Below are 23,668 nucleotides of genomic sequence, written 5' to 3' on the forward strand. Positions count from 1 at the left end.
GATGTGGACGATCAGGACGCGAGCCGTTCCCGACGGACCGGCTTCCATCCCTGGCGCGGCACCGCGGCGCGCAGCGAGCGTGTGTAGGGGTGCGTCGGGTTGGCGAGCAGTTCAGCCGTGGCGCCGGCGTCGACCACCCGGCCCTGTTCCATCACGATCATCCGCTCGGACACCTGGTTGACCACCGCCAGGTCATGCGAAATGAACAGGTAGCTCACCTCGCGCTGCGCCCGGATGTCGCTGAGCAGGTTCAGGATCTGCGCCTGGATGGAGACATCGAGGGCGGCCACGGCTTCATCCAGGACGATCACCGCCGGGTCCGCCGCCAGCGCGCGGGCAATGGCCACGCGCTGGCGCTGCCCGCCCGAGAGCTGGTGCGGATGCTTCCCGAAGAACGGGGCTGCCAGGCCCACGCTGTCCAGGATTTCCTGGGCCTTCAGCTTCAGCTCCCGCTTGCCGGGGTTGCCGGGCGCATGTAGTGCCAGGCTCGCCTGGATGGTGTCCCCGATGCTCTGCCGCGGGTTGAGGGAGGAGTAGGGGTCCTGGAAGACGTACTGCACCTCCCGTGCCCAGCGACGGCGGTCGGCCAGGCCGCGGGCCCCCTTGCTCCGCGCTTCGCCGCGGACGCTGAGCTCGCCTGCCGTGACCGTTTCCAGGCCCACGAGCATGCGCGCCACCGTGGTCTTCCCGGAGCCGGATTCCCCCACGATCGCGAGGCATTCGTTCGGGAAGAGCTCGAACGAAACGTCGTCGACGGCGACGATCGGCTCGCTCTTCATGCCCTTCGGAGCCGGGAAGACCTTCTTCAGGTTCCGCGCAACAACCAGTGCTTCGTTGTTCATGCTTCCGCCTTCAGTTGTTCGTGGATTTCGCGGTTGTAGCGCAGCACCGGGAGCCGCTCCAGCCGCTCGTCGATGCTCGGCCGGGCGCCGAGCAGCTCGATTGTGTACGGATGGCCGGGCGATTCATACACGTGGGCGCCCTGTTCCACGATTTCCCCGGCGTACATCACGGCAAGCCGGTCGCAGCACGCCGCCGCCAGCTCAAGGTCATGGGTGATGAACAGCAGGGACAGCCCGCGCGCGCGGCGCTGTTCGTCGAGGATCGCCATCACGTCGGACTGCGCCGTGACGTCCAGCGCGGTGGTGGGTTCATCCGCGAGTATCAGGCGCGGCTCGGCGAGCAGGACGCTCGCGATCATGACACGCTGCAGCATGCCGCCGGAGAGCTCGTGCGGGTACTGGGTGAGGCGACGTTCGGGATACCTCACGCCCACCTCGTCCAGGAGGGCCACCGCCCGGTGCTCCACTTCCTCCCGGGGCAGGCCCCGGTTGCGTACCAGTTCCTCGCTGAGGAAATCGCCCACGGTATGCACCGGGTTCACGTGCGCCCGCGGATCCTGGAAGATCATGCCGATGTCCGTGGACCGGTAGCTGCGCAGCTCGGACGGGCTCATGGACAGCACGGGCGCGCCGTCGAAGGTGATCGACCCGGAAACCTCGAAGGCAGGGTCGAGCACCCGGGTGATGGCGCGGGTGGTCAGGGACTTGCCCGAACCGGACTCGCCGACCAGGCCCAGCGCCTCGCCCTTCGCGATGCTGAAACTGACGCCGTTGAGCAACACCTGGGACTGGTGGCGGGAATGCAGGACGGCGCGGACATCGTTCAGCTCCAGCAATGCTTCGCTCATCGCATGCTCCTCGCGGTGGTGGTCAGGCGGTCACCGATGACGGTCACGCACCAGACGATCAGGATGATCAGGACGCCGGCGGCAATCGCCTCGGCAGGGTGGCCTCGCAGCACGGAATCGAAGCCGCTCTTGACCATGAGGCCAAGGTCGGCGGTGGGCGGCTGCACGCCCAGGCCGAGGAAGGACACGGCCGCGAGGTCGATCACCGCGAAGCCCAGGGAGGAAATCGCCTGCGCGATCACGATCCCTTGAACGTTGGGAAGGATCTGCGTGAAGGTGATGCCGACGCCGGACTGGCCCTGCAGCCAGGCCGCGGACACGTACGGCAGGTTGCGTTCGCGCAGGCCCGCGCCGCGAACCACCCGGGCCACGTAGGGAACGTAGGCGACTGCCAGGCCGGCGACCACCGTGAACAGGCTCGGACCCCAGATGGCCACTGAAATGAGGGCGAAGACGATCCCGGGAACTGCGAACAGGATGTCCAGTACCCAGCTGATCGCGGTGTCCACCCGGCCGCCGCACCAGGACGCCACGAGGGCGAGCACCGTGCCGGCCACGGTCGAGAGCAGGATCACCAGGCCGGGCCCGGCCAGCGTGATCCGGGCACCCCACATCAGGCGGGACAGGATGTCACGGCCCAGGGCGTCGGTACCCAAGGGGTGGTCCGCCGTCGGGCCGCTCAACGCTGCCAGCAGGTCCGGGAAGTCCGGATCATAGGGCGCCAGCAGCGGCGCCAGCGCTGCGGACAGCGCGACGAGCAGCAGGACCGCTGCCGCGGCAGTGCCAACCAGGCCAAGCCGCTCGTAACCCTTCCGCAGGATTCCCGGCTGCCGGGCGGCAACGGCTGTTCCTTTCACGGTCTTCTCCATGCTGATTGTCATTGCCGGCTCCCCAGGGCGATTCGTGGATCGATGACGGTGTACAGGAAGTCGACCACGGCGTTCACCACGACAAACGCCACGACGAGCACCAGGATCACCGCCTGCACCACGGAGAAATCACGCTGCAGGATGGCGCGGACTAGCAGGGAGCCCAGGCCATCCAGGGCGAAGACGTTCTCCACCACCACCGCGCCCGCGATGAGCGTTGCCACCGTGAGCCCCATGACCGTGGTGATGGGAATGAGCGCGTTGCGCAGCACATGCCTGCGGACGATGACGCTCGAGGCAAGGCCACGGACCACGGCGGTCTGGACGTGCTCCCTGGTGCGTTCTTCATTGACGGCGGCCTTGGTGATCCTGGCCAGGTAAGCCGCACTGGCCACCGCGAGCGCAATGGCGGGCAGGATGAGGTGCACCAGGGTGTCGAATCCGCCGGAGCCGACGCCGAACGTCGGGAACCAGCCGAGCCCGACGGCGAAGACGCTGATGAGCGCGACGCCGATGACGAACACCGGGGTGGACAGTCCGATCGCCGCGATCGTGGAAATCACCGTATCCACCCAGCGGCTCTTGAGCGCGGCGAGCATGCCGGAGCTGACGCCGACCACTGCGATCAGGACCGCGGACAGCGAGACCAGCGCCGCGGTGGTGCCGATCCGGCCGGACATCAGCGCGGTGACATCCTGCCGGTAGACGATCGAACGGCCCAGGTTGCCCTGGAAAATGTCCCCCAGCCAGCGGAAGTACCGCACGAAGAACGGGTCATCGAAATGGTACTGGGCGGTGACGGCGGCAACCTGTTCGGGCGTGCCGCCGCGGGGGCCGAGGACGAATGCCAGGGGGCTACCCGGTGCCAGGTACATCATCCCGAAGACGATGAACGAGGTCACCAGGAGAACCAGCAGCAAGCCCCCCAGCCTCCGCAGAAGGAAGGAACCCATGGACACCGGCTATTTCACCCCGCCGATGGTCGCGGCCCACGGGTAGTAGAGGTAGGAGAACGACGCCGTCGCACCGGAGATGCGCTTGTTCTGCACCACGGTGTTGGGCTCGTAGGCCAGCGGGATGCGCGGGTTGGCTTCGGTGACCATCTTCTGCGCCTCGATGAGCAGCTTGGCGCGTTCCTTCACGTCCTTGGCGGAGACCGCCTTGTTCAGGACATCGCTTGCGTCGTTCCAGTTGATGTAGTTGCTGTTACCCCCGGCACGGAAGATCTGGTAGACATCCAGCGGGTCGGCGAAGTTGCCGTAGTAGGTGGTGAAGAAGCCGTCGATTCCCTTGCGGGCCGCGGGGTCGAAGTAGAGGTTGCCGAACTGTTCGACCGGGATCACCTTGGTCTCCACCTTCAGGCCCAGTGCGGCGCCTGCTGCCTGGAACAGGTTGGCGGTCTGTTCGTGAACCGCCGAGCTGCCCTGTACGCCGAGGACGATGCTGCCTTGCTGCGGCCCGGCCTCGGCGAGGAGCTGCTTGGCCTTTTCGATGTTGGGCGCGGTGGAGAATTCGGCGTGGGCCTTGGCGAAGGCGTCCTTCTCGTAGCCCCAATAGTCCGGGCCTACCAGGGTGGGTGCCGGAAGGGCAGCATCCTGGAACACCACCTTGGCCAGGGCGTTGCGGTCGATCGCCAGGGACAGGGCCTCGCGGACCTTCGGGTTGGCGAACGGGCCGGATTGGCTGGTGGCCGCCAGGGTCCAGAAGACGAGGGACTTGCCGTGCGTCAGGGTGACCTTGTCGCTTTGTTCCAGCTGCGAGATGCCGGCCGGGGGCAGGTAGAAGTACTGTCCGTCGATGTCTCCGCTGCGCAGGGCGTTCACGGCGGTCGATTCGTCCGCGATGAAGCTGAAGCTGAGGTTCTTGACGAGGGGAACCAGCTTGCTGTCCCAGTACTTCGGGTTCTTGTTCAGTTCGATGCTCTTGCCGGGTGTCCACTTGGCCAGGGAGAAGGGGCCGGTGCACTGCAGCTTGCCCTCCGGCGTGCCGAAGGCTTTTCCGGAGGCTTCCGCCGCCTTCTTCTGGACGATGGCGCCGGCAGCCATGGCCATGCCCTGCTCGAACAGGACGTCCGGCTTGCTCAGCTTCACCGTCACTTCGTGGTCACCGGTGACCTTGACGGACTTGACGTTCCGGAAGTAGTCGCTGAAGTAGGCCACCGCGTCGCCGGTCTGGCGGCTGAGGGAGAACGCGACGTCGTCGGCCGTCAGGGGGCTGCCGTCCCAGAACGTGACTCCGGCGCGGATCTTGTACACCAGCGTCGTGTCGTCGGGGGAAGCGACGCTTTCGGCGAGGCCGGGCTCGATCTTGAGCTCAGGCGTCAGGCGCATGAGGCTTTCGCAGAGGTTCGCGGTGACCGTGTTCTCGGCGTAGTTGTAGCCGATCATGGGGTCCAGCGAGAGCGGTTCGTACGGCAGGTTCCATGCCACGTGGTCCACGGATTCGGTGCCGCGGGGCGTGGTGGTGGCAAGGTTGGACAGGTCCATGGCGGGCTTGGCGGTGTCGGGCTTGCTGTTCGGCCCGCCGCAGGCCGAGAGTGCCAGGGCGGCGGCCGCGAGGACGGCGGCGCTGGTAACGATCTTTCGGGAAGACAAGACGAGAACTCCTTTGTTGACGTGTTGCTGGGGAAGGTTCAGGACAGTCGCAATCAGGACAGCGGCAGCAATGCCGCCGCGGGTACGGGGTTTGTTTCGATCTGTTGCCCGGAACGGAAAACCCTGAGGGGCGCGGGCCGGTCGGCCACAAGCTGGGCCAGGGATTCCGCCCGGAATTCCAGCCGGGTCAGGGAGTCCGGACCGGACCAATGGGCAAGGTCTTCGATCCCGAGCATGCGCCCGCCCTCGGTGGAGGCGAGCGCATAGCAGCGCTCCAGTTCGGCGTCCGTGACGGCGCCCGTCCGGTAAGCAAGCAGGTGGGCCCTGTCCACCATGCTGCCGGTGCCGAACGGCGTCCAGGCGTCCCGGACGCCGTCGGAGCCGACGGCCAGCTGCACCCCGTGGGAGGCGAGCAGGCCGATGTCCGGAACCGGGTCGGAGCCCAGGGCGCAGGTGGTGATCCAGATCCCTGCATCCGCCACCTGGTCCAGGGTCTTGCGCAGGGTGGGCGCGGAATCGTCGGCCAGGGCGAAGGCGTGGCTGACCGTGACCTTTCCGCGCATTCCGGAGGCAACGGTGCGGGCCGCGATCTCCCGGATCTGTGCCAGCCCGGATTCGCCGCGGTCGTGCAGGTGGATGTCGAGGTCCCGCCCGGCACGCTCCGCGAGGCCGAACACGGCGTCGAGGTGGCCGCCCAGGTCGCCTTCGAGGCCCACCGGGTCGATCCCGCCCACCACGTCCGCACCCGAATCCAGGGCCGCCGCCATCACGTCCAGCGTGCCGGGGTTGCCGAGCAGGCCGAACTGCGGAAAGGCCACGATCTGCACCGTGAGTCCGGGAATCCGCTCGGCGGCGGCCCGCACTCCCTCGACGTTCGCCGTGCCGAGTTCGCTGGAGACATCCACCTGCGCCCGCATGGCGAGCGTTCCGTTGGCCACCGCGGTGCTCAGCAGCCCGTAGGCACGCTCCTCCACGCTGCGGGTGTAGTTGCGCTGGGTGACCAGATCGTTGGCGATGAAGTCCCGGAGCTCATACGAATCCCGGCGCGACAGCCACGGGCCGCCCCAGCTCGACTTGTCCGGATGGATGTGGGCATCGACCAGGGCCGGTGCCGCGAAGGTTGAAGCGTCCGCTTCGGAAAAACCGCTCATGAATGGGTGAACTCCCTTGTTCATCGAAAACCACTGGGTCCCGCATCTTGCGCCGGGGCGCCGCCCGCGAGAACATGGGTCAGATGGTATGACGTCTGATCGTAAGAGGTCAATGGGTTATGGAAATATTGGAACCGTGAAGCCAATCCAGCGAATTTCACTTGTCGACACGATCGTCGAGCGGCTGCAGTCCGAGATCAGCTCCGGAAACTGGCCCGTGGGCACACGGATCCCGGCGGAGAGCGAGCTGACCAAGGTGCTCGGCGTCAGCCGGCCCTCGCTCCGCGAGGCAGTCCGCTCGATCGTGCAGCTTGGCCTGCTCGAAATCCGACAGGGCGACGGCACCTACGTGGTGGCGAGCGATCCGAGCGAAGTGGCGCTGCGCCGCATGCTCAACGAAGCGGACACCCGCGAGGTCCTGGGCGTGCGCCGCGCCCTCGACGGCCTGGCGGCGCGCGACGCAGCCCTGAACCGGACCGACGCCGAAGTGGCGGAACTCGAAAGCCACCTGCAAAAGCGCCGCGAGGCGACCGTCCGCGAGGACCTCGCGGCTTTCGTGGACCACGATGTCGCGTTCCATATCGGCATCGCCACGGCCTCGCACAACCGCCTGCTTGCCGGCATCTACGCCAGTTTCGACACCTCGTTGCGGCTGTCCGTGGGACCCAACTCGTGCATGTCGGACAACACCGATGACGTGCTGGATGAACTGCACTCGAGGCTGATGCGTGCCATCAAGGAGAAGGATGCGGAAGGCGCCGCGGCGGCCGCCCTCGGCCTGCTGGACCGCAGCGAAGCCATGCCGGACACGCCGCGCGAGTAAAGCGCGCCCAAACGAACCGCCCTTAAACGGAGCAGGCCGGCACCGCGTTGTGCGGTGCCGGCCCATCGTTGCCGGTTCCGGAGAAGTGCCGGGTCGTTGCCGCCTAACCTTCGCGGCGGCCGTCCACCAGGCGTGGCACGCCCAGCGGGTTGTCCTCGCGCACTGCTTCGGGCAGCAGGTGCTGCGGGAAGCCTTGGTAGGCCACGGGACGCAGGAAGCGCTCGATCGCAGCGGTGCCCACGGAGGTGCTGCCGGCCGCCGTCGTCGCCGGGTACGGTCCGCCGTGCTGCTGCGCGTAGGTGACCGAGACGCCGGTGGGCCACTGGTTCCAGAGCACGCGCCCGGCCTTGCGGGCCAGGACCTCCACAAGGCCGGCCACCTGGCAGGAGTCGGTGCCGTGGATCGTGGCGGTCAGCTGCCCCTCGAACGTTTCGGCGATCTCCGCGAGCCGGGACTCGTCGTCGTACGCCACCACGACGGCGGTGGGACCGAAGCATTCCGCCTGCAGCGCGCGCGGTTCGGCGAGCATGTCCGCGGCGGTAGTGAGCAGCAAGGTGGGGGCGGGCGGATCGGCCAGCGGCTCCTCGCCCTGCGCCAGGACCTCCAGGCGCGGGTTGGCCTGCAGGGTTTCGAGGACCTCGGCGTAGCCGGACTGGATGCGGCTGTTCAGCAGCGGCGCGGCGGCGGGCAGGGCGGCCTTCCGCAGGGCCTCGACCATTCCGGAGGATGCAGGCACGAACAGTGTGCCGGGCTTGGTGCAGAACTGCCCGGCGCCCATGGTGAAGGAGCCCACGAAGGCCTCGGCGATCTCCATGCCGCGCTCGGCCGCCGCGGCCTCGGTGACGAAGACGGGGTTGTTGCTGCCCAGTTCGCCGAAGAACGGGATCGGTTCCGGGCGGGAACTGGCGATGTCGAACAGGGCGCGGCCGCCGGGGATGGAGCCGGTGAAGGCACCGGCCTTGATGCGCGGATCCTTCAGCGCGGCGGCCCCGGCGGCGGTTCCGGTGATCAGCGCGAAAGTCCCCTCCGGAGCGCCGGCGGCGGCAAGGGCTGAAACCACGACGGCGGCCGTCGCCTTGGACAGCTCCGGGTGGCCGGAGTGCGCCTTGAGGAGCACGGGGTTGCCGGCGGCGAGCGCCGAGGCAGTGTCGCCGCCAGCCACGGAGAAGGCGAAGGGGAAGTTGCTCGCGGCGAAGACCACCACGGGACCCACGGCCACCTTCAGGCGGCGCAACTCGGGCCGGGGTGCGCCCATGGGCCAGTCCGGGTCGGCGTGGTCGATCCGGGCGTCCAGGTAACCGCCGTCGCGCAGCAGTTCACCGAAAATCCGCAGCTGGAAGGTGGTGCGCTTGAGCTCGCCGCGCAGCCGGGCCTCGGCGAGCCGGGTCTCCTGCTGTGCGATCGGAACGAGCTGCTCTGCGGCGGCGTCGAGGGCGTCGGCGACGGCGTCCAGGAGGGCGGCGCGTTCCGCGGGGCCGAGGGCGGCCAGGGGCGCCGCGGCGGCCTGGGCGGCTGCGAGGTTGTTTTCGAGTTCGGTTTCCGTGGTGGCGGCGGTGCCGGCGTTCTGGGTGATCGCGGTCATTGCGGTCTCCTTCCGTTGAGGTCTTGGGGGTCAGTCGTCTGCGTTGTCTCAGGTATCCAGCCCGGCGAGTTCGCCAATGCCCACGGGCGCGGCGAGGGGGCGCTTGGCACTCCCGGCGAGGGATCCGGCGTCGGGCGCTTCACCCGGACCGGCGCCGAGGCAGGCGGCCGCGAAGCCGCAGACCCGGCCCTGGCACCAGCCCATGCCGGCGCGGGTGAAGGATTTGAGGCTGCGGGCATCGCGGGCTCCCAGGGACTCCCGGGCCTCCGTGATTTCCCCGGCAGTGACTTCCTCGCAGCGGCACACGGTGGTGTCCGGGGTGAGCCAGTCCTGCCAGGCCGCGGGCACCGGGTGGGCCAGGTGCATGGCGCGGGCGAAACGGCGGTGCCGGGCGATCGCGGCCGGCTGCTTCACCGGCGTGGAGGCGTCCGGCCGGGCGGCCGAGGCACCGGCGGCAAGTCCTTCGAGGACGGCCAGGGTGGCGCCGCCGACGCCGGTCACCTCGCCGGCGAGGAACAGCCCGGGAACGCTGGACTGCTGGCGCTCGTCCACGACGCCGACGAGCGAACCGTCGGCGTCCAACCGTGTTTCGGCGCCGAGCGACAGCGGGAGTTCCAACTGCGGGGTGAAGCCCCAGCCGAAGCCCACCACGTCCACGTCCGCGTAGACGCGCCCGGTGCCGGGGCGGATCCTGCCGTCGGCGTCGACCCGGGCGGTGCGGACGCCTTCCGCTTTGCCGGTACCAAGGACCTCCGAGACAATGCTGCGGGTGCGGTACGGAATCCGGTGCCGGGCAAAAACGGCCGCGTATTCGGCGCCTTCGAGGGCCTTTTCCGGCACGCCTGAGGCGGCGCGCAGGTGCGGCAGCCAAGCCAACGGCGAGGAGGATTCGAGCACGGCCAGCACCTCCCCGCCCGCCTCGGCGATACCTGCGGCGACGGGCAGCAGGAAGGGCCCGGTGCCGGCGATGACGAAGCGTTTGCCGGGCAGCACGCCGTTGGCTTTGATGAAGGCCTGGATGCCGCCGGCCGCCATGACGCCGGGCAACTCCCAGCCGGGGACGGGCAGCTGGCGGTCATAGCCGCCCGGGCACAGGACCAGCCGGGCGGCGTCGACGGTGGCCGGTTCGGTTGCCGAAGCGGCGAACGCACGCGTGGTCCGCAGGATGAACCCCGTATCGGATCGTTCCGCCATCCAGACCTGCAGCCCGGGCAGGTAGCTGATCCGGCCGGCACGCTGCGCGGCGTCGAAGCGGGCGCGCAGGTCCAGGTAAGTGTTCCAGCCGTGGTGGCCGTGGCCGCCCGGTTCGGGATGAATCGTTTCCGGGGCGTGCCGCCAGAACTGGCCGCCCGGCTGGGCCCCGGCGTCGACGACGGCGACCCTCGCCCCCGCCTCGACGGCCGCCACCGCGGCGGCGAGTCCGGCGGGACCGGCACCGACCACGGCGACGTCGGTGGTGACTGTGTTGCTCATGAGCCCTCCACCTTCATGCCCTCGCAGACCTCCACGAGGCAGGCGCGCTGGTTCGTTTCGCCGTCGACGGTCACGAGGCAGTCAAAGCAGACGCCGATGCCGCAGAACAGTCCGCGCGGCTTGCCGCGCTTGCGGGTGGTGCGCCAGGCGGTGATGCCCTGCGACGCGAGGGCCGCGCCGACGCTCTGGCCGGCTGCCGCCGTCAGGGGGCGGCCGTCGAAGGTGATGGTGACCGGCTGGGGGTTCATGCCGTGGCCTCCTCTCGGTGTTCTGTATGCGCGGGCGTGTGCGAGCCGAAACGCCCGCCGCTGCCGAAACGCGCCGGTGCGAAGGGCGAAAGATCCATGTCCGGAGTGAGGCCGGCGAGCGCCTGGGCCAGGAGCTTCCCGGTTCCGGCGGACAGCCCGATCCCTGCGCCTTCGTGGCCGGCGGCGTGCCAGAGCCCGGGGGCGCGCTCGTCGTGGCCGATCACGGGCAGGTGGTCCGGGCAGTACGGGCGGAAGCCGTGGTAATGCCGGATGGCCTTGACCCGTTCCAGGAAGGGGAAAAGCGAGGTGGCGTTGCGGGCCAGCAGGCCGAGGGCGGCGGTGCTGACCGTGCGGTCGAAGCCGACCCGTTCGCGGGTGGAGCCGATGAGGATGGTGCCGCTGGGCGTACCTTCCACCACCGGCGAAGCCTGCAGCCCGGCGTCGGAACTGCCCACGTTGTCGATGTATTCGGCGGCGTAGACCTTGTGGTGCACCATGGGCGGCAGCGGTTCGGTGACCATCACGAAGCCGCGCCGAGGCAGCACGGGGACGTCGACGCCGGCCATCGCCGCGAGCTCGCCGGCCCAGGTACCAGTGCAGTTGACCACGGCTCCGGCGGGGAAATCGCCGCGCGGGGTACGGACGCCGGTGACCCGGCCGCCGTCGCTCCCCGAAAACCCGGGCCCTGAACGCATGAACCCGGTAACCGGGGTGTCGGCGACGAAGCGGGCACCGGCTTCCGTGGCGAGCCGGACGAAGTGGGCTGCCACGAGCATGGGCTGCACCTGGCAGTCCTCACGGTAGTACGCGCTGCCCAGCGCTTCGGGGGAAATGTGGGGTTCGGCCTCGCGGAGGGCGGCCTGGTCCAGTTCCTCGACGTCCACGCCGAAGCCCTTCTGGACCGCCATCACCCGGTTGAGGGAGGCGAGGCTGCTTTCGCGGGAGGCCACGATGATCCCGCCTTTGGATTCGAACTCCCAGAGTTTCTTGTGTTCGGCGAGGTCGTTGTGCCAGACGCCCAGGGAGTAGCGGGTGAGTTCGAGTTCGGGGCCGAGTTCCTTGTCCGAGACGAGGATGTTGCCTTCGCAGGCGGAGGAGGTGCCGCTGGCCGGGAGGCCCTTGTCCAGGACCGTGACGCTCAGGCCCTGCTGTGCGGCGAAGTAGGCGGTGGCGGCCCCGATGACGCCGGCGCCGATGACCAGGACGTCGCTGGGTTGGCTCATGTTTGGTTCTCCTGGGGTGGTGTTTCGTCGTCGCCGGTGGCCCAGAGCCCGCGGGCATGGCCGATGTGGCGGCGCATGAGCTCGCGGGCGGCAGGTCCGTCCCCGGCGGCGATGAGGTCCAGCAGTTCATGGTGTTCCTGGGCGGAATCGGCCAGCCGGTTGCTGTCGCTGAGGATCTTCAGCCCGTACATGCGGGTGCGGGTTCGCAGGCTGGTGGCAAGGTCCACCAGCTGCCTGTTGCCCGAGTACTCCAGCAGCTCCGCATGGAATTCGCGGTCCGCCGCGAGGTAGGCGGCCAGGTCGCCCTCACGGGCGGCGTCCACGATGTTCTCGGCCAGCTTGTGCAGGCGGCCCATGTCGCGCTCCGGGATGGTCCCGGCGACGTCGGCCATCACCGGGGGCTCCAGCAGCAGGCGGATCTCGGTGATCTCGTCCAGTTCGCGGTCGCTCATGCTGGTGATCCGGAAGCCCTTGTTCTTCACCGTCTCCACCAGGCCTTCACGTGCCAGGTCCATCATGGCCTCGCGCACCGGCGTCGCCGAGACGCCGAACGCCGCACCGAGGGCAGGGGCCGAGTACAGCGTCCCTTCTTCCAGGGTGCCGGCGATGATGGCGGCACGCAGCGACTCGGTGACCGATTCGCGGAGGCTGCGCTGGCGGCCGAGCGGGGCGATGGGAAGCTGGTTGTTGGCTGGCACGGTGAGCACTCCTTGGGCGGGCGTCATTCTCTGGTGCCTCCTTCATACACCACGGCCGCCATCACGAGGTCCTCCCAGGCCATGCCCACTCCGGCGTACAGGCAGGGCCTGCCGGGGGTGCGTTCCAGCTTGCCGGCCGCCAGCTCGCGCAGGTTCAGCGGGTGGATGCTTTCCCACTCCTCCACGCTGCGCGCAGGGATGAGGTCCCCCGCCTCGCGGAGTGCCGAAGCGCGGCCTTCCACCACGACGTCGGAGCGCAGTACCAGCGCCGCGTCCACTTCGCGGGCGTCCAGTCCGTGCTGCCCGACGGCGGCGACCACCGCGCCGGGCGCCACCAGTCCGCCGTCGAACAACGGCGTCGTGGAGGAAGTGGTGCAGAGGATGACGTCCGCGTCCGGTACGTCCGCTGTGCTGCCGGCACGGACCGCGATGCCTTCCTCCGCGAGCGTTCCAATGAGTGCCTGCACCCGTTCCGGACGCTGGCCGACGACGGCGAAGCGTGCCCCGGGCAGCACGGCGTGCGCCGCGCGGAGGTGGTTGAGCGCTTGGATTCCCGCGCCTAAGACCAACACCTGCGGTTCATCCTTGCGTTCCTTTTCAGGGGCCGCGGCGAGGATGTGCTTGACGGCCATGAGGGTGGTGGCCGGGGTGCGGATGGCCGTGAGTTCGGTACCGTCCATGGTGGCCAGCGGTGCGAGGGTGTCCGAATCGATCAGCAGGTAGATGCCCTGGATCTTTTCGAGGCCACGCGCCGGGTTGCCCGGGGCCACAGTGAGAGCCTTCACCCCGCTGTAGCTGCGCGCGCCCTTGTTGAGGCCCTGGGCCGGCATGAGCAGGAACTCCCCGCCCGGCGCCGGGCTGAACAGCCGGGGGTTGTCCGACTCCGGATCCATCCCGTCGGCGAGGGCGCGCTCCAGGGCGGCGACCGCCGTCGGCCACGGGGCAGCGGCACGCACCGCTGCTGCGTCGAAATAGGGCAGGTTCACAGGAGGAAGCCTTCCGGGAAGGGATCCGTGGGATCCAGGAAGTACTGCGCGGTGCCGGTCAGCCAGGCTCGCCCGGTCACGGCGGGGACGACGGCGGGCCGGCCGCCCACTTCCGTCTCCTCGACGAGGCGGCCGATGAAACGGGAACCGATGTAGGACTCGTTCACGAAATCCGTGTCGAGGGCCAGTTCGCCGCGGGCATGCAGCTGGGCCATGCGGGCGCTGGTGCCGGTGCCGCAGGGCGAACGGTCGAACCAGCCCGGGTGGATCGCCATCGCGTGCCGGGAGTGCTCCGCCGTCGAACCCGGGGCCTTGAGGTAGACGTGGTGGCAGCCACGGATGTCCGCCCGCTCCGGATGGACCGGCTCATCCTTGGCGTTGATGGCGTCCATGATGGCCAGGCCGGCCTTGAGCAGATCGTCCTTGCGTTCCCGCTCGAACGGCAGGCCCAGGCTGTCCAGGTCCACCACGGCGTAGAAGTTGCCGCCGAAGGCGAGGTCGTAGTTCACCGTGCCGTAGCCCGGAACATCCACTTCGGCGTCGAGCCGGTCCACGAAGGAGGGAACGTTGCGGATGGTCACGGATTCCGCGTGGCCGTCCTTCACCGCGACCTCGGCGATCACCAGGCCGGCCGGGGTGTCCAGCCGCACCGTGGTGACGGGCTCCACCACCTCCACCATGCCGGTCTCCACCAGGACCGTGGCCACGCCGATGGTGCCGTGGCCGCACATCGGCAGCAGGCCCGAGACCTCGATGAACAGCACGCCGTAATCCGCGTCCGGCCGGGTGGGCGGCTGCAGGATGGCCCCGCTCATGGAAGCGTGGCCTCGCGGCTCGGTCATCAGGAGGGTACGGATCCAGTCGCTGTGTTCCATGAACCACAGGCGGCGCTCCGCCATGGTGGCGCCGGGAATCGTCCCGATGCCGCCGGTGATCACGCGCGTGGGCATGCCCTCGGTGTGGGAGTCCACGGCGTGGAAGATGCGGCTGGTTCTCATGTGCTCTCCTTCTTGTGGTTGGCTTGGGCGGGATTTCGGCCCTCCGGCGTCGCTTCTCCGGCGGCTTCGCCGGATTCCGGCCCTCCGGCGTCGCTTAGACACGAACGATATGCACCGCTTCGGTCGCTGGGCGACCTACACGATGCGATCGTTCGCGATGCGCTCCTTTCCGGAGAACCGGAATCCGTCTTGTGCGTATCTCACCGTTTCCGGAGGACCGCCGGCCCGGCTGTGAGTCTGTCACCATCTCGTCGAGCGCGATGGCACCATCCTTTTGGTTATTTGTAGCCCTTGGCGAGGGCTGCTTCGGTGTCCTTTGTTACTGCGGTGTGGGCTGCTTCGCTCAGGGGGCCTCGTGGCGGGCGGCAGGCTCCTCCTCGCAGGCCCACGATGTCCATGGACAGCTTGATGGCCTGGACGAACTCGGTCTTGCTGTCCCAGCGGAGCAGGGAGTGCAAGTCGGTGTAGATCTCGCGGGCCCGGGCCAGGTCCGCCACGTCGCCGGAGGTGGAGAGGCGGTACAGCTCCAGTGTGGACTCCGGGATGGCGTTCGGGTAGCCGGCCACCCAGCCCACGGCGCCTGCCAGGCCCATTTCGACGACGGTGTCGTCCGTGCCGATGAGCAGGTCAACGCCGGGCGCCAGTTCCTTGATCTCGTAGGCGCGGCGGACGTCGCCGCTGAACTCCTTGACGCCCACGATCAGGCCTTCGCCGTGCAGCCGGGCGATCAGCTGCGGGGTCAGGTCCACCTTGGTGTCGATCGGGTTGTTGTAGGCCACGATCGGCAGGCCGACGGCGGCAACGCGGCGGTAGTGGTCAACCACTTCGTCCTCGCTGGCACGGTAGGAGTTCGGCGGCAGCAGCATCAGAGAAGCGGCACCGGCTTCGGCGGCCTGCTCTGCCCACTTCACGGACTGGAGTCCGCCGTAGGCGCCGACGCCGGCCATGACGGTGAAGCCTTCCGGGCTGGCCTCGACCGCCGTCGAAATGACGCGGCCGCGTTCCTCTTCGCTAAGGGTCTGGTATTCGCCGAGGGAGCCGTTGGGGGCGACGCCGTCGCAGCCGGCGTTGGCCAGGAAGCGGACGTGCTCCGCGTAGGCGTCGAAGTCGACGCTGGAGTCTTCCTTGAACGGAAGTGCCGTGGCAACGTGTACGCCGTGCCAGGGTTTGCGGGTCTCAGTCATGATCGGGTCCTTTCTCAGGGGCACACTCGGCGCCGTTGACGTGCTGCCGTGAAGTTCCTCACAGCTAATTTACCATGTGACATTGCACAGGTGGTATACAAAATGGGTGCCGGACCGAAGCCCGGCACCCGGGATTGGTTGGGCCCTAGCTCGCGGGAACCACGTACTGCTTCTCGGCGACCTTTCCGAGGCCTTCGGAGAGGCCGGCGTCCTTGAGGAGCTTGGCGATGGTGCCGTCTTCGCGCTGGCCCTTGATACCGGCGTCGAGCGCTTCCTTCAGGCTGGTGTTGCCCTTGGTCATCGGGAAGGCGGCCTCCGGAGCCTGGGTGATCGCGCCGACACGCGGGTCCGGCTTCTCGTTCGACAAGGCGACCGTGACTCCGGCGGCGTCCTTGAACTGGAGCACCTGCACTCCGTACGCGTCGACGTCGGCGTCCAGGCGTCCGGCGTCGAAGTCCGCCTTCAGTTCAACGCTGGATGGGTAGGTGACCAGCTTGTCGCCGAGGATCTTGCGGAGGTCTTCCACCCAGAGGTAGCCGTCGATGGTGCCCACCTTCTTCATCTTCTCCAGGTCCGTCACGGTGGTGGCGCCGGTCTTGGAGGCGATGCCCATGCCGTCCAGGTAGGTGGAGGCGGAGAAGTCCACGGCCTTCAGGCGCTTCTCGGTGGCGTCGATGGTGCCCAGGGCGAGGTCGATGTTGCCGCCGGAGATGGACTGCACGGCGTCGGCGTAAGTGGCCTGCTGGTAGACCGGCTCGAGGCATTCGTCCTTGGCGATCTTGTTGGCGATGGCGATGTCGATCCCGGTGGGCTTGCCGCTGTTGTAGCTGCTGAACGGCGGGATGTCGATGACGCCGATGGTCAGCTTGCCGGCCGCGACGGTCTGGATGCCCTGGTGCTTGGGCGTGCAGTTCGAGCTGCTTGCGGTCGAGGAGCCGCCGCAGGCTGTCAGGCCCAGGCCGGCGGCGAGGACGACGGCGGCCAGCGCACCGGTGGTCTTGAGCTTGGTATTGATGGACATTCTTTTCCTCCTGTGAGTGGTGGGGGATGAATCTTGCTCTTGGTTGGGGGTCAGGCGTGCCGGGCCATGCGCTTTTCGAAGTACACGGTGATCCACGTGGCCGGCATGGAGATGGCGGCGTAGCAGATGCCGGCGAGGGCGAAGATCTGCAGGTAGTTGAAATCCTGGGAGCCGATGTTGTACGCGGACTTCATCAGTTCCGGCACGGCGATGGCGTAGGCCAGGGAGGTGCCTTGGAACATCTGGATGGCCACGCCCATCAGGCCCGGAATGGCCGAGCGCATGCCCTGGGGCATGATGACGCGGAAGAAGGTGTGGCGCCACGACAGGCCAAGCGCGGACGAAGCTTCGTGCTGGCCGCGTGCCACCGACTGCAGCCCTGCCCGCATGATCTCCGAGGAGTAGGCCGCGGAGTTCCAGATCAGCGCAAGGCAGGCTGCTGTGATGCTTTCGAAGGCGATGCCGAACTTGGGCAGTCCGTAGTAGAAGAGGTAGAGGATCACCAGGGCGGGGGCGCCGCGGCCGATTTCGACGATGGCCAGGGCCAGGGTGCGCGCGGCCAGGTTCTTCGCGCTGACCATCACGCTGAGCACCAGGCCCAGCGGGTAGCCGGCCAGGATCGAGATGCCCGCGATCATCAGGCTGACGCCGAGCCCGGACATCAACTGGGGCAGGTAGGCCGCCCATTCGCTCAGCCAGTTCATGCGTAGACCGCCTTCCTCATGCGGGCGTCAAGGCTGCGGGACAGGTACGCCACGGGCAGGCTCAGGACGATGTACAGGATGCCGACCAGCACATAAGGGAGGATGCCTTCCACAGTGGGGTGCTGCCGGGCGAAGGACTGGGACTGGAACACCATTTCGGCCACGATGATGGTGGAGGCGATCGAGGAGTCCTTCAGCAGGCCGGTCAGGTAGGTGGCGATGGACGGGGAGACGATGCGGAAGGCCTGCGGGACAACGACGCCGAAAAAGGTGGTGCGGTTGGCCAGGCCCAGGGCGCTGGAGGCCTCGAGCTGCCCGCGCGGCACCGATTCCAGGCCACCGCGGTAGATCTCCGCCAGGTAGGCGATGGACACCACGCCCAGGCCCACGATCGCGGCACCCACCGGATTGAACTTGAAGGTGCCGATCTGGATGCCGAACTTCAGCAGGAACAGCCACACGATGATCGGCACGCCGCGCACCAGGTCCACGAAGAGCCTGCACACCAGGCGCAGCACCACGTTCGGCGAGGACAGGCCCACTGCCAGCGGAACCGCACCGACAATGCCGATCGCGAACGCGGAAAGGGTCAGCACCAGGGTCATCGGCAGCCCCTGCAGGACCGCGGAAAGGGCGTCCATCTCAGCGCTCCAGCACGGCGCGCAGGAAGCGCCGGGTCCGGGCCTCCTGCGGATCGCTCATGATCGCCTTGGGGTCGCCCTGCTCGATGATCCTGCAGTCGGCCATCACCACCAGGGTGTCCGAAACGTCCCGGGCGAACTGCATTTCGTGGGTCACCACGATCATCGTCATCCCGTCCTCGGCCAGCTCCCGCATGACGGCAAGGACCTCGAGCCCCACCTCGGGATCCAGTGCCGAGGTCGGCTCGTCGAACAGCATGATCGAGGGGTCCAGCGCCAGCGCCCGGGCGATCGCGATGCGCTGCTGCTGCCCGCCCGAACACCGGCCCGGGTGCTGGTTCGCCTTGTCCTTCAGGCCCACGCGCTCCAGCAGCTGCAGTGCACGCTCATCGGCCTCCTCCTTGCTGCGGCCCAGGACCTTCTGCTGCGGGAAGCTGATGTTTTTCAGCGCGGACATGTGCGGGAAGAGGTTGAAGGACTGGAACACCATCCCGACCGTGCGGCGCAGCGCCGCGAGGTCCTTGGCGTTGATCACCTTGCCCGGCTCGATCGTGTGGTGGTCCACCTGGATGGTCCCGGAATCCGGGAGCTCCAGCAGGTTGATGCACCGCAGGAACGTGCTCTTGCCGGCCCCAGAGGGGCCGATCAAAGCCGTCACGGTGCCCGGCTCGACGTTCAGCGACACATCATCGATCACCAGATGGTCTCCGTAACGCTTGGAGATGTTGTCGAGCCTGATGCCGGTACGGGGCGCGAGCTTGCCGTTCGCGATTTCTGAAAGGGTCATGGCCATCTTCCATGTGGGGAACAGGTGGGAACATCGATTCTGTGTTCGATGTCACATCATATGTGCAATGGTACATGACACTGTGAGGGCTGGGAAGACCCGATTTTCAGGCCGGGAAAATCCATCCCGGAAGCTGGTCGAATCCTTCGCAAGCGCTTGCGAAACGAATGCCAGCTGACTTACTCTCGGTACATGCCTTCTTCCGTCCAGAGCGTTGCCGAACGCGCAGGTGTCTCGGTTTCCACTGTTTCCCGGGCCCTTCGCGGAGTTCCAGGCATCGCCGAGTCAACTCGCAAGCGCGTGCAGAATGCGGCTGAAGAACTTGGTTACGTCGCCTCCCTGAGCGCGTCGCGGCTCGCGACGGGCCGCACCCGCACGGTGGCCGTCGTCGTGCCTCTTCTCTCGAAATGGTTCTTCGCGGAGGTGATCGCCGCGGCCGGCCGGGTGCTGAGCCGCGCAGGCTACGACGTGCTGCTGACCGAGCTGTCCACGCCCGAACTGCGGAACGCGTTCTTCACAGCGCCGCGCCTGCAGGGGCGCTCCGACGGCGCCCTGGTGCTCGCCCTGCAGCTCACTCCCGAAGAACTCGCGGCCCTCGCAGCCCAGGGCCAGGCGGTGGCGCTCGTCGGTTCAGAACGGGCCGGCGCGTCGTCGGTGCGCGTCGAGGACAGGTCAGGGGGCCGCGCGGCCACCCGCCACCTGATCAACCTCGGCCACGAGCGCATCGCTTTCCTCGGCATCCAGGAGGCGCCCGGATCTACCCTGGGCGGGGTGCCGCCCGCGGAACGCCTGCTCGGCTACCGCGAGGCACTTGCCGAAGCAGGAATCGCCGCCGATCCGTACCTTGAGTTCGGCGTCGGGAACACCGTCGACGCCGGCGCCGCGGCCATGGCGAAGGCCCTGAGCGTGGCGGAACCCCCGACGGCGGTGGTCGCGGCGTCCGACGAGCTCGCCTTCGGGGCGCTAGCCACCCTCCGCGGCACCGGGCTGCAGGTGCCGGCGGATTTCTCGGTGGTCGGCTACGACAACCACGAACTCGCGGGCTCGGTCGGCCTCACCACCATCGACCACGGTGTGGCCGAACAGGGCCGCCTTGCCGCGGAAGCGCTCATCGCCACGCTCGACGGTGCGCCGGCCGCCGTCGAGCGCCTCGAACCGAGCCTCGTTGTGCGGGGCTCCACGGCCCCACCCCGCCGCCTCCGCGCGGCGGGCCGCTAAAGCAATCCCCTATCCGTCCCGCAACACCCTCAGCGAACAGGAACCCCATGGAATACCGCAAACTCGGAAACTCGGGCATGTACGTGAGCGAGATCGCGTACGGCAACTGGACCACCCACGGCGAACAGATCGGCCAGGACGCCGCGACCTCCTGCGTGCGCACCGCCCTGGACCTCGGCATCACCACGTTCGACACTGCGGACGCCTACGCCGGCACCCGCGCGGAAACCGCCCTCGGCGAAGCGCTCGACGGCGTACGGCGCGAAAGCGTCGAAATCTTCACCAAGGTCTACTTCCCCACCGGCGAGGGCAGGAACGACCGCGGCCTGTCCCGCAAGCACATCTTGGAGTCGATCAACGGCTCCCTGGGGCGGCTCCGCACCGACTACGTGGACCTTTACCAAGCCCACCGCTACGACTACGAAACGCCGCTCGAGGAAACGATGCAAGCGTTCGCCGACGTCGTCCGCGCCGGCAAGGCGATCTACATCGGCGTCTCCGAATGGACCCCGGACGAGATCCGCCGCGGCGCCGCCCTCGCGAAGGACCTCGGCATCCAGCTCATCTCCAACCAGCCGCAGTACAACATGCTGTGGCGCGTGATCGAGCCCGAGGTAGTGCCGCTCAGCGAGGAACTGGGCCTCGGGCAGATCGTGTGGTCGCCCATCGCGCAGGGCGTGCTCAGCGGAAAGTATCTGCCCAGCGCGGGTGCGCCCGCCGAGTCCCGCTTCTCGACGGATGACGGCGGCACGAAGACCGAGCACCAGTACATGCAGCCGGCGGTGCTCGAACGCGTCCAGGAACTCAAGCCGCTCGCGGATGAAGCGGGTCTTTCGATGGCCGCGTTCGCCGTCGCCTGGGTCCTGCAGAACAAGAATGTCTCCGCGGCGATCGTCGGCGCTTCCCGGCCCGAACAGCTCAAGGACAACGCCACAGCAGCCGGCGTCGTCCTCGACCCGGCGCTGCTGGAGAAGGTCGACGGCATCCTGGGTGACGTCGTCGAACGCGATTCCGCCAAGGTCGAGTCCTTCCTCAAGCGCCCCTGAGTCCGGCGCCCCTGGCCGGGGCGGCCGTGCCGCCGTCGGGCAATATGTCTGACATATAGGCCCGACGGCGGGTCACGGATTCGCGGGCCCCTCGGCGTGGCTGCCACCATGGAAAGATGCTTGAGGCAACAAACGCGACGTCCGATTCAGCTGTCCGGAACCCGGCCCTCGCCGCGGAGGCGAAGATAGCGCGGGTGGCGGTCACCGTTTTCCCGCTGCTCGTGGTGCTTGCGGGCGCGGCCGGTTTCCTGGCACCTGGCGCGTTCAAGCCGCTCGCGCCGTCCGTGCCTTACCTGCTGGGCGTCATTATGTTCTGCATGGGCCTGACCCTGACGCCGCCGGACTTCGCCTCCGTGGCGCGCCGGCCCTGGGCCGTGGCCTTGGGCATCGTGGCGCACTACGTGATCATGCCCGGAGCGGGCTGGCTGATCGCTGTCGCGCTGCAGTTGCCGCCGGAGCTCGCCGTCGGCCTGATCCTGGTGGGCTGTGCGCCCTCCGGCACCGCATCGAACGTGATGGCCTTCCTCGCCAAGGGCGACGTGGCGCTGTCCGTGGCCGTAGCGTCCATGTCCACGCTGATTGCCCCGCTTGTGACGCCGGCCCTGACGTTGCTGCTGGCCGGCTCCTTCCTGCACATCGACGCCGGCGCCATGGTGCTGGACATCGTCAAGACCGTGCTGCTGCCGGTGGTCGCCGGCCTGCTGGCCCGGCTGTTCCTCAAGAAGCTCGTCGCGAAGGTCCTGCCGACACTTCCGTGGGCGTCCGCCGTCGTGATTTCCGTGATCGTCGCGGTGGTGGTGGCAGGCAGCGCCGGCAAGATCGCGGCCGCCGGCGGCATTGTGTTCCTGGCCGTGGTGCTGCACAACGGCTTCGGCCTGGGCCTGGGCTATCTCGCCGGCAAGGTCGGCCGCCTGGACGGCAAGGCCCGCCGCGCCCTGGCGTTCGAGGTGGGCATGCAGAACTCCGGCCTCGCCGCGACCCTCGCGACCGCGCACTTCACCCCGCTCGCCGCCCTGCCATCGGCCGTGTTCTCCGTGTGGCACAACATCTCGGGCGCCGCGGTGGCTGCCTGGCTGGCGCGGAAACCGCTGAGGGACTAGGCCGCTGGCGTCAAGGCGCGGGGCACACGCTGCCAACGCCAGCCCAGCTCGCAGGTTCCGCTCCAGCTCGCGGCTTGCAAGCTGCTAGCTGGAACGGAACCTGCGAGTGCGGCTGCCGTCAGTCGAGCAGCACGGACTCCTCTGCGCGCTCCGGGCCCGCACTGCGCTCCGAAGGCCCGACGCCGGCCGGCACCTTCGCCGGGCGCTTCATGGAACGGTGGTGGAGCCAGTTGGCCGCCGCCAGCAGCGCGACGAGTGCAAAGGTGCTCAGCAGCTGCGGACGGGAATCCTCGCCGATGAAACCGACGGTGAAGATGGCCGCGAGGATGAGCAGCCCGATGCCCGTGAGCCAGGGGAAGCCCGCCATCCGCAGGGGAAGGACGGTCCCGTCCCGGTCTGCCCGGAGGCGCAGGGCAAGCTGGGCAAGAAGGGCGGAGGCCCACACCAGCAGGGACGTCGAGCCCACGATGTTGAGCAGGACCGGGAGCACCTTGTCCGGGAAAGCGATCTCGAGAACGGCCGTGACGACGCCGAAGGCAACGCTGGCCAGGACGGCCACAACCGGCACCCGGCCCTTGGACACGAAGGCAAGCGAGCGGGGCGCCTCGCCGCGCTCGGCCAGGGAGAACGCCATCCGGGAGGCGCCGTAGAGGTTGGCATTGAGGGCGGAGAGCAGTGCAGCGACGGCCACCAGGGTGATGGCGGTGGCCGCGCCGGGCATGCCGGCGGCGTCCAGGACGGCGGCAAACGGGCTCTTCAGCCCCGCCGAGCCCACGGGAACCACGGCCGCGATGACGAAGATTGAACCGATGTAGAAGACCAGGATGCGCCACAGTACGGTGCGGACGGCCTTGCGCACGCTGCGGGCCGGCTCCTCGGTTTCGGCGGCGGCCACGGACACGATCTCGGTGCCGCCGAACGCGAAGGCCACCACGAAGAGGGCCGTGGCGATTCCGGCGAAGCCGTTGGGAGCGAATCCGGTCCCGGTGAAGTTCGCCAGGCCCGGCGACTGGACACCGGGCAGCCAGCCGAAGAGCAGGGCGGCACCGATCAGCAGGAAGCCGACGATCGCGGCCACCTTGAGCAGCGCGAACCAGAACTCGAATTCGCCGAAGTTCTTCACCCTGGTGAGGTTCACGGCGGTAAGCACCGCGATGAACACGAAGGCCATCAGCCACACCGGCAGGGCGGGGAACACGCTGGCAAGAAGGGCGGCCGCGCCGAGCGCCTCAGCGGCGATCACCACCACGAGCTGCACCCACCAGAGCCACCCCACCGTCGCACCGGCCACGGGTCCGAAGGCCCGGGCGGTATAGACGGAAAAGGCGCCGCTGTCCGGGTTGGCAGCGGCCATCTCGCCGAGCGCCCACATCACGAGGATGATGAGGGTTCCGGCGACGAGGTACGAGAGCAGCACGGCGGGCCCTGCGGCTTGGATGCCGGCGCCCGAGCCTATGAAGAGGCCCGCGCCGATGGCGCTGCCGAGGCCCATCATGGTGAGCTGGCGTGGTTTCAGGGCGGCGCCAAGCGCCGGGCCGGATAGCGCCGGACCCGATGTGGTGCGCGCAGGCGTCATTGTCCGTTGTTCCATGGGGGGAGTCCTCCGGGTTGTGGAACGGATGTTGGGGGTGG

23 protein-coding genes are annotated in these 23,668 nt (G+C 68.3%); 4 read left to right on the plus strand and 19 right to left on the minus strand.

Annotated features, from left to right (window positions below):
* Positions 1-11 precede the first annotated feature (11 nt).
* The 6 genes from ACNQPB_RS03705 to ACNQPB_RS03730 are packed head-to-tail and all read right to left on the minus strand — an operon-like array spanning position 12 to position 6,304.
* The gene (locus ACNQPB_RS03705) at positions 12-842 is read right to left on the minus strand and encodes an ATP-binding cassette domain-containing protein (protein ID WP_498749220.1); all 831 of its coding nucleotides are present in this window, start codon (positions 840-842) and stop codon (positions 12-14) included.
* The gene (locus ACNQPB_RS03710; protein ID WP_498749222.1) at positions 839-1,690 is read right to left on the minus strand and encodes an ABC transporter ATP-binding protein; all 852 of its coding nucleotides are present in this window, start codon (positions 1,688-1,690) and stop codon (positions 839-841) included. Before ACNQPB_RS03710 ends, ACNQPB_RS03705 begins: the two co-directional genes overlap by 4 nt.
* Positions 1,687-2,571 carry an ABC transporter permease gene (locus tag ACNQPB_RS03715; RefSeq protein WP_498749224.1) on the minus strand — a complete coding sequence of 295 codons (885 nt, stop codon included), beginning with the start codon at positions 2,569-2,571 and terminating at the stop codon, positions 1,687-1,689. The genes ACNQPB_RS03710 and ACNQPB_RS03715 overlap by 4 nt, the downstream gene beginning before the upstream one ends.
* On the minus strand, positions 2,568-3,512 hold the full coding sequence (locus ACNQPB_RS03720; RefSeq protein WP_498749225.1) for an ABC transporter permease: 945 nt from the start codon (positions 3,510-3,512) through the stop codon (positions 2,568-2,570). Before ACNQPB_RS03720 ends, ACNQPB_RS03715 begins: the two co-directional genes overlap by 4 nt.
* A 9-nt stretch (positions 3,513-3,521) precedes the next feature.
* Positions 3,522-5,153 carry an ABC transporter substrate-binding protein gene (locus ACNQPB_RS03725; RefSeq protein WP_498749227.1) on the minus strand — a complete coding sequence of 544 codons (1,632 nt, stop codon included), beginning with the start codon at positions 5,151-5,153 and terminating at the stop codon, positions 3,522-3,524.
* Positions 5,154-5,206: 53 nt separating this feature from the next.
* Positions 5,207-6,304, minus strand: coding sequence for an amidohydrolase family protein (locus tag ACNQPB_RS03730; protein ID WP_498749229.1), 1,098 nt, complete (start codon positions 6,302-6,304; stop codon positions 5,207-5,209).
* Between the two features lie 136 nt (positions 6,305-6,440).
* Between ACNQPB_RS03730 and ACNQPB_RS03735 the strand changes: the two genes are divergently transcribed.
* Positions 6,441-7,127, plus strand: coding sequence for a FadR/GntR family transcriptional regulator (locus tag ACNQPB_RS03735; protein WP_498749230.1), 687 nt, complete (start codon positions 6,441-6,443; stop codon positions 7,125-7,127).
* 103 nt (positions 7,128-7,230) lie between these two features.
* On the opposite strand, the gene ACNQPB_RS03740 is transcribed toward ACNQPB_RS03735, so the two are convergent.
* From ACNQPB_RS03740 to ACNQPB_RS03795, 12 genes are all read right to left on the minus strand, one after another.
* Positions 7,231-8,709, minus strand: a complete 1,479-nt coding sequence (locus ACNQPB_RS03740) for an aldehyde dehydrogenase (NADP(+)) (protein WP_498749231.1) — start codon at positions 8,707-8,709, stop codon at positions 7,231-7,233.
* Positions 8,710-8,757: 48 nt separating this feature from the next.
* Positions 8,758-10,182, minus strand: a complete 1,425-nt coding sequence (locus ACNQPB_RS03745; protein ID WP_498749233.1) for an FAD/NAD(P)-dependent oxidoreductase — start codon at positions 10,180-10,182, stop codon at positions 8,758-8,760.
* Positions 10,179-10,430: a (2Fe-2S)-binding protein gene (locus ACNQPB_RS03750; protein ID WP_498749235.1), complete on the minus strand. Its 252-nt coding sequence runs from the start codon at positions 10,428-10,430 to the stop codon at positions 10,179-10,181. The genes ACNQPB_RS03745 and ACNQPB_RS03750 overlap by 4 nt, the downstream gene beginning before the upstream one ends.
* Positions 10,427-11,653, minus strand: a complete 1,227-nt coding sequence (locus ACNQPB_RS03755; RefSeq protein ID WP_498749236.1) for an NAD(P)/FAD-dependent oxidoreductase — start codon at positions 11,651-11,653, stop codon at positions 10,427-10,429. The genes ACNQPB_RS03750 and ACNQPB_RS03755 overlap by 4 nt, the downstream gene beginning before the upstream one ends.
* The gene (locus ACNQPB_RS03760; protein ID WP_498749237.1) at positions 11,650-12,378 is read right to left on the minus strand and encodes a GntR family transcriptional regulator; all 729 of its coding nucleotides are present in this window, start codon (positions 12,376-12,378) and stop codon (positions 11,650-11,652) included. The genes ACNQPB_RS03755 and ACNQPB_RS03760 overlap by 4 nt, the downstream gene beginning before the upstream one ends.
* Positions 12,375-13,337, minus strand: coding sequence for an ornithine cyclodeaminase family protein (locus ACNQPB_RS03765; RefSeq protein ID WP_498749239.1), 963 nt, complete (start codon positions 13,335-13,337; stop codon positions 12,375-12,377). Before ACNQPB_RS03765 ends, ACNQPB_RS03760 begins: the two co-directional genes overlap by 4 nt.
* Complete coding sequence (locus ACNQPB_RS03770; protein WP_498749241.1) at positions 13,334-14,335, minus strand: proline racemase family protein; 1,002 nt, start codon at positions 14,333-14,335, stop codon at positions 13,334-13,336. The genes ACNQPB_RS03765 and ACNQPB_RS03770 overlap by 4 nt, the downstream gene beginning before the upstream one ends.
* Positions 14,336-14,613: 278 nt before the next feature.
* A complete protein-coding gene (locus tag ACNQPB_RS03775; protein WP_498749242.1) occupies positions 14,614-15,519 on the minus strand; it encodes a dihydrodipicolinate synthase family protein in 906 nt (301 codons plus the stop codon).
* 145 nt (positions 15,520-15,664) lie between these two features.
* The gene (locus ACNQPB_RS03780; RefSeq protein ID WP_498749244.1) at positions 15,665-16,540 is read right to left on the minus strand and encodes a substrate-binding periplasmic protein; all 876 of its coding nucleotides are present in this window, start codon (positions 16,538-16,540) and stop codon (positions 15,665-15,667) included.
* A gap of 50 nt (positions 16,541-16,590) precedes the next feature.
* Positions 16,591-17,244: an amino acid ABC transporter permease gene (locus tag ACNQPB_RS03785; RefSeq protein WP_498749246.1), complete on the minus strand. Its 654-nt coding sequence runs from the start codon at positions 17,242-17,244 to the stop codon at positions 16,591-16,593.
* A complete protein-coding gene (locus ACNQPB_RS03790) occupies positions 17,241-17,885 on the minus strand; it encodes an amino acid ABC transporter permease (RefSeq protein ID WP_498749248.1) in 645 nt (214 codons plus the stop codon). Before ACNQPB_RS03790 ends, ACNQPB_RS03785 begins: the two co-directional genes overlap by 4 nt.
* Position 17,886: 1 nt before the next feature.
* A complete protein-coding gene (locus ACNQPB_RS03795) occupies positions 17,887-18,678 on the minus strand; it encodes an amino acid ABC transporter ATP-binding protein (protein WP_498749250.1) in 792 nt (263 codons plus the stop codon).
* Positions 18,679-18,864: 186 nt separating this feature from the next.
* On the opposite strand from ACNQPB_RS03795, the gene ACNQPB_RS03800 reads away from it, so the two are divergent.
* The 3 genes from ACNQPB_RS03800 (at position 18,865) to ACNQPB_RS03810 (ending at position 22,036) form a co-directional block, all read left to right on the plus strand.
* The gene (locus ACNQPB_RS03800; protein ID WP_498749251.1) at positions 18,865-19,890 is read left to right on the plus strand and encodes a LacI family DNA-binding transcriptional regulator; all 1,026 of its coding nucleotides are present in this window, start codon (positions 18,865-18,867) and stop codon (positions 19,888-19,890) included.
* A gap of 47 nt (positions 19,891-19,937) precedes the next feature.
* The gene (locus ACNQPB_RS03805; RefSeq protein ID WP_498749253.1) at positions 19,938-20,936 is read left to right on the plus strand and encodes an aldo/keto reductase family protein; all 999 of its coding nucleotides are present in this window, start codon (positions 19,938-19,940) and stop codon (positions 20,934-20,936) included.
* A 116-nt stretch (positions 20,937-21,052) separates the two neighbouring features.
* A complete protein-coding gene (locus ACNQPB_RS03810; protein ID WP_498749254.1) occupies positions 21,053-22,036 on the plus strand; it encodes a bile acid:sodium symporter family protein in 984 nt (327 codons plus the stop codon).
* Positions 22,037-22,154: 118 nt separating this feature from the next.
* Here ACNQPB_RS03810 and ACNQPB_RS03815 read toward each other — a convergent pair whose 3' ends face one another.
* The gene (locus ACNQPB_RS03815; protein WP_498749256.1) at positions 22,155-23,627 is read right to left on the minus strand and encodes an amino acid permease; all 1,473 of its coding nucleotides are present in this window, start codon (positions 23,625-23,627) and stop codon (positions 22,155-22,157) included.
* Between the last annotated feature and the right edge of the window lie 41 nt (positions 23,628-23,668).

It is taken from the genome of Curtobacterium sp. LFS079 (assembly GCF_047977865.1).
Lineage (GTDB): Bacteria > Actinomycetota > Actinomycetes > Actinomycetales > Micrococcaceae > Arthrobacter.

Coding starts and splice junctions, on each gene's coding strand:
- ACNQPB_RS03705 (WP_498749220.1), bottom strand. CDS start 842: ATGAACAACGAAGCACTGGTTGTTGCGCGGAACCTGAAGAAGGTCTTC.
- ACNQPB_RS03710 (WP_498749222.1), bottom strand. CDS start 1,690: ATGAGCGAAGCATTGCTGGAGCTGAACGATGTCCGCGCCGTCCTGCAT.
- ACNQPB_RS03715 (WP_498749224.1), bottom strand. CDS start 2,571: ATGACAATCAGCATGGAGAAGACCGTGAAAGGAACAGCCGTTGCCGCC.
- ACNQPB_RS03720 (WP_498749225.1), bottom strand. CDS start 3,512: ATGGGTTCCTTCCTTCTGCGGAGGCTGGGGGGCTTGCTGCTGGTTCTC.
- ACNQPB_RS03730 (WP_498749229.1), bottom strand. CDS start 6,304: ATGAGCGGTTTTTCCGAAGCGGACGCTTCAACCTTCGCGGCACCGGCC.
- ACNQPB_RS03740 (WP_498749231.1), bottom strand. CDS start 8,709: ATGACCGCGATCACCCAGAACGCCGGCACCGCCGCCACCACGGAAACC.
- ACNQPB_RS03745 (WP_498749233.1), bottom strand. CDS start 10,182: ATGAGCAACACAGTCACCACCGACGTCGCCGTGGTCGGTGCCGGTCCC.
- ACNQPB_RS03750 (WP_498749235.1), bottom strand. CDS start 10,430: ATGAACCCCCAGCCGGTCACCATCACCTTCGACGGCCGCCCCCTGACG.
- ACNQPB_RS03755 (WP_498749236.1), bottom strand. CDS start 11,653: ATGAGCCAACCCAGCGACGTCCTGGTCATCGGCGCCGGCGTCATCGGG.
- ACNQPB_RS03760 (WP_498749237.1), bottom strand. CDS start 12,378: ATGACGCCCGCCCAAGGAGTGCTCACCGTGCCAGCCAACAACCAGCTT.
- ACNQPB_RS03770 (WP_498749241.1), bottom strand. CDS start 14,335: ATGAGAACCAGCCGCATCTTCCACGCCGTGGACTCCCACACCGAGGGC.
- ACNQPB_RS03775 (WP_498749242.1), bottom strand. CDS start 15,519: ATGACTGAGACCCGCAAACCCTGGCACGGCGTACACGTTGCCACGGCA.
- ACNQPB_RS03780 (WP_498749244.1), bottom strand. CDS start 16,540: ATGTCCATCAATACCAAGCTCAAGACCACCGGTGCGCTGGCCGCCGTC.
- ACNQPB_RS03785 (WP_498749246.1), bottom strand. CDS start 17,244: ATGAACTGGCTGAGCGAATGGGCGGCCTACCTGCCCCAGTTGATGTCC.
- ACNQPB_RS03790 (WP_498749248.1), bottom strand. CDS start 17,885: ATGGACGCCCTTTCCGCGGTCCTGCAGGGGCTGCCGATGACCCTGGTG.
- ACNQPB_RS03795 (WP_498749250.1), bottom strand. CDS start 18,678: ATGGCCATGACCCTTTCAGAAATCGCGAACGGCAAGCTCGCGCCCCGT.
- ACNQPB_RS03800 (WP_498749251.1), top strand. CDS start 18,865: ATGCCTTCTTCCGTCCAGAGCGTTGCCGAACGCGCAGGTGTCTCGGTT.
- ACNQPB_RS03805 (WP_498749253.1), top strand. CDS start 19,938: ATGGAATACCGCAAACTCGGAAACTCGGGCATGTACGTGAGCGAGATC.
- ACNQPB_RS03810 (WP_498749254.1), top strand. CDS start 21,053: ATGCTTGAGGCAACAAACGCGACGTCCGATTCAGCTGTCCGGAACCCG.
- ACNQPB_RS03815 (WP_498749256.1), bottom strand. CDS start 23,627: ATGGAACAACGGACAATGACGCCTGCGCGCACCACATCGGGTCCGGCG.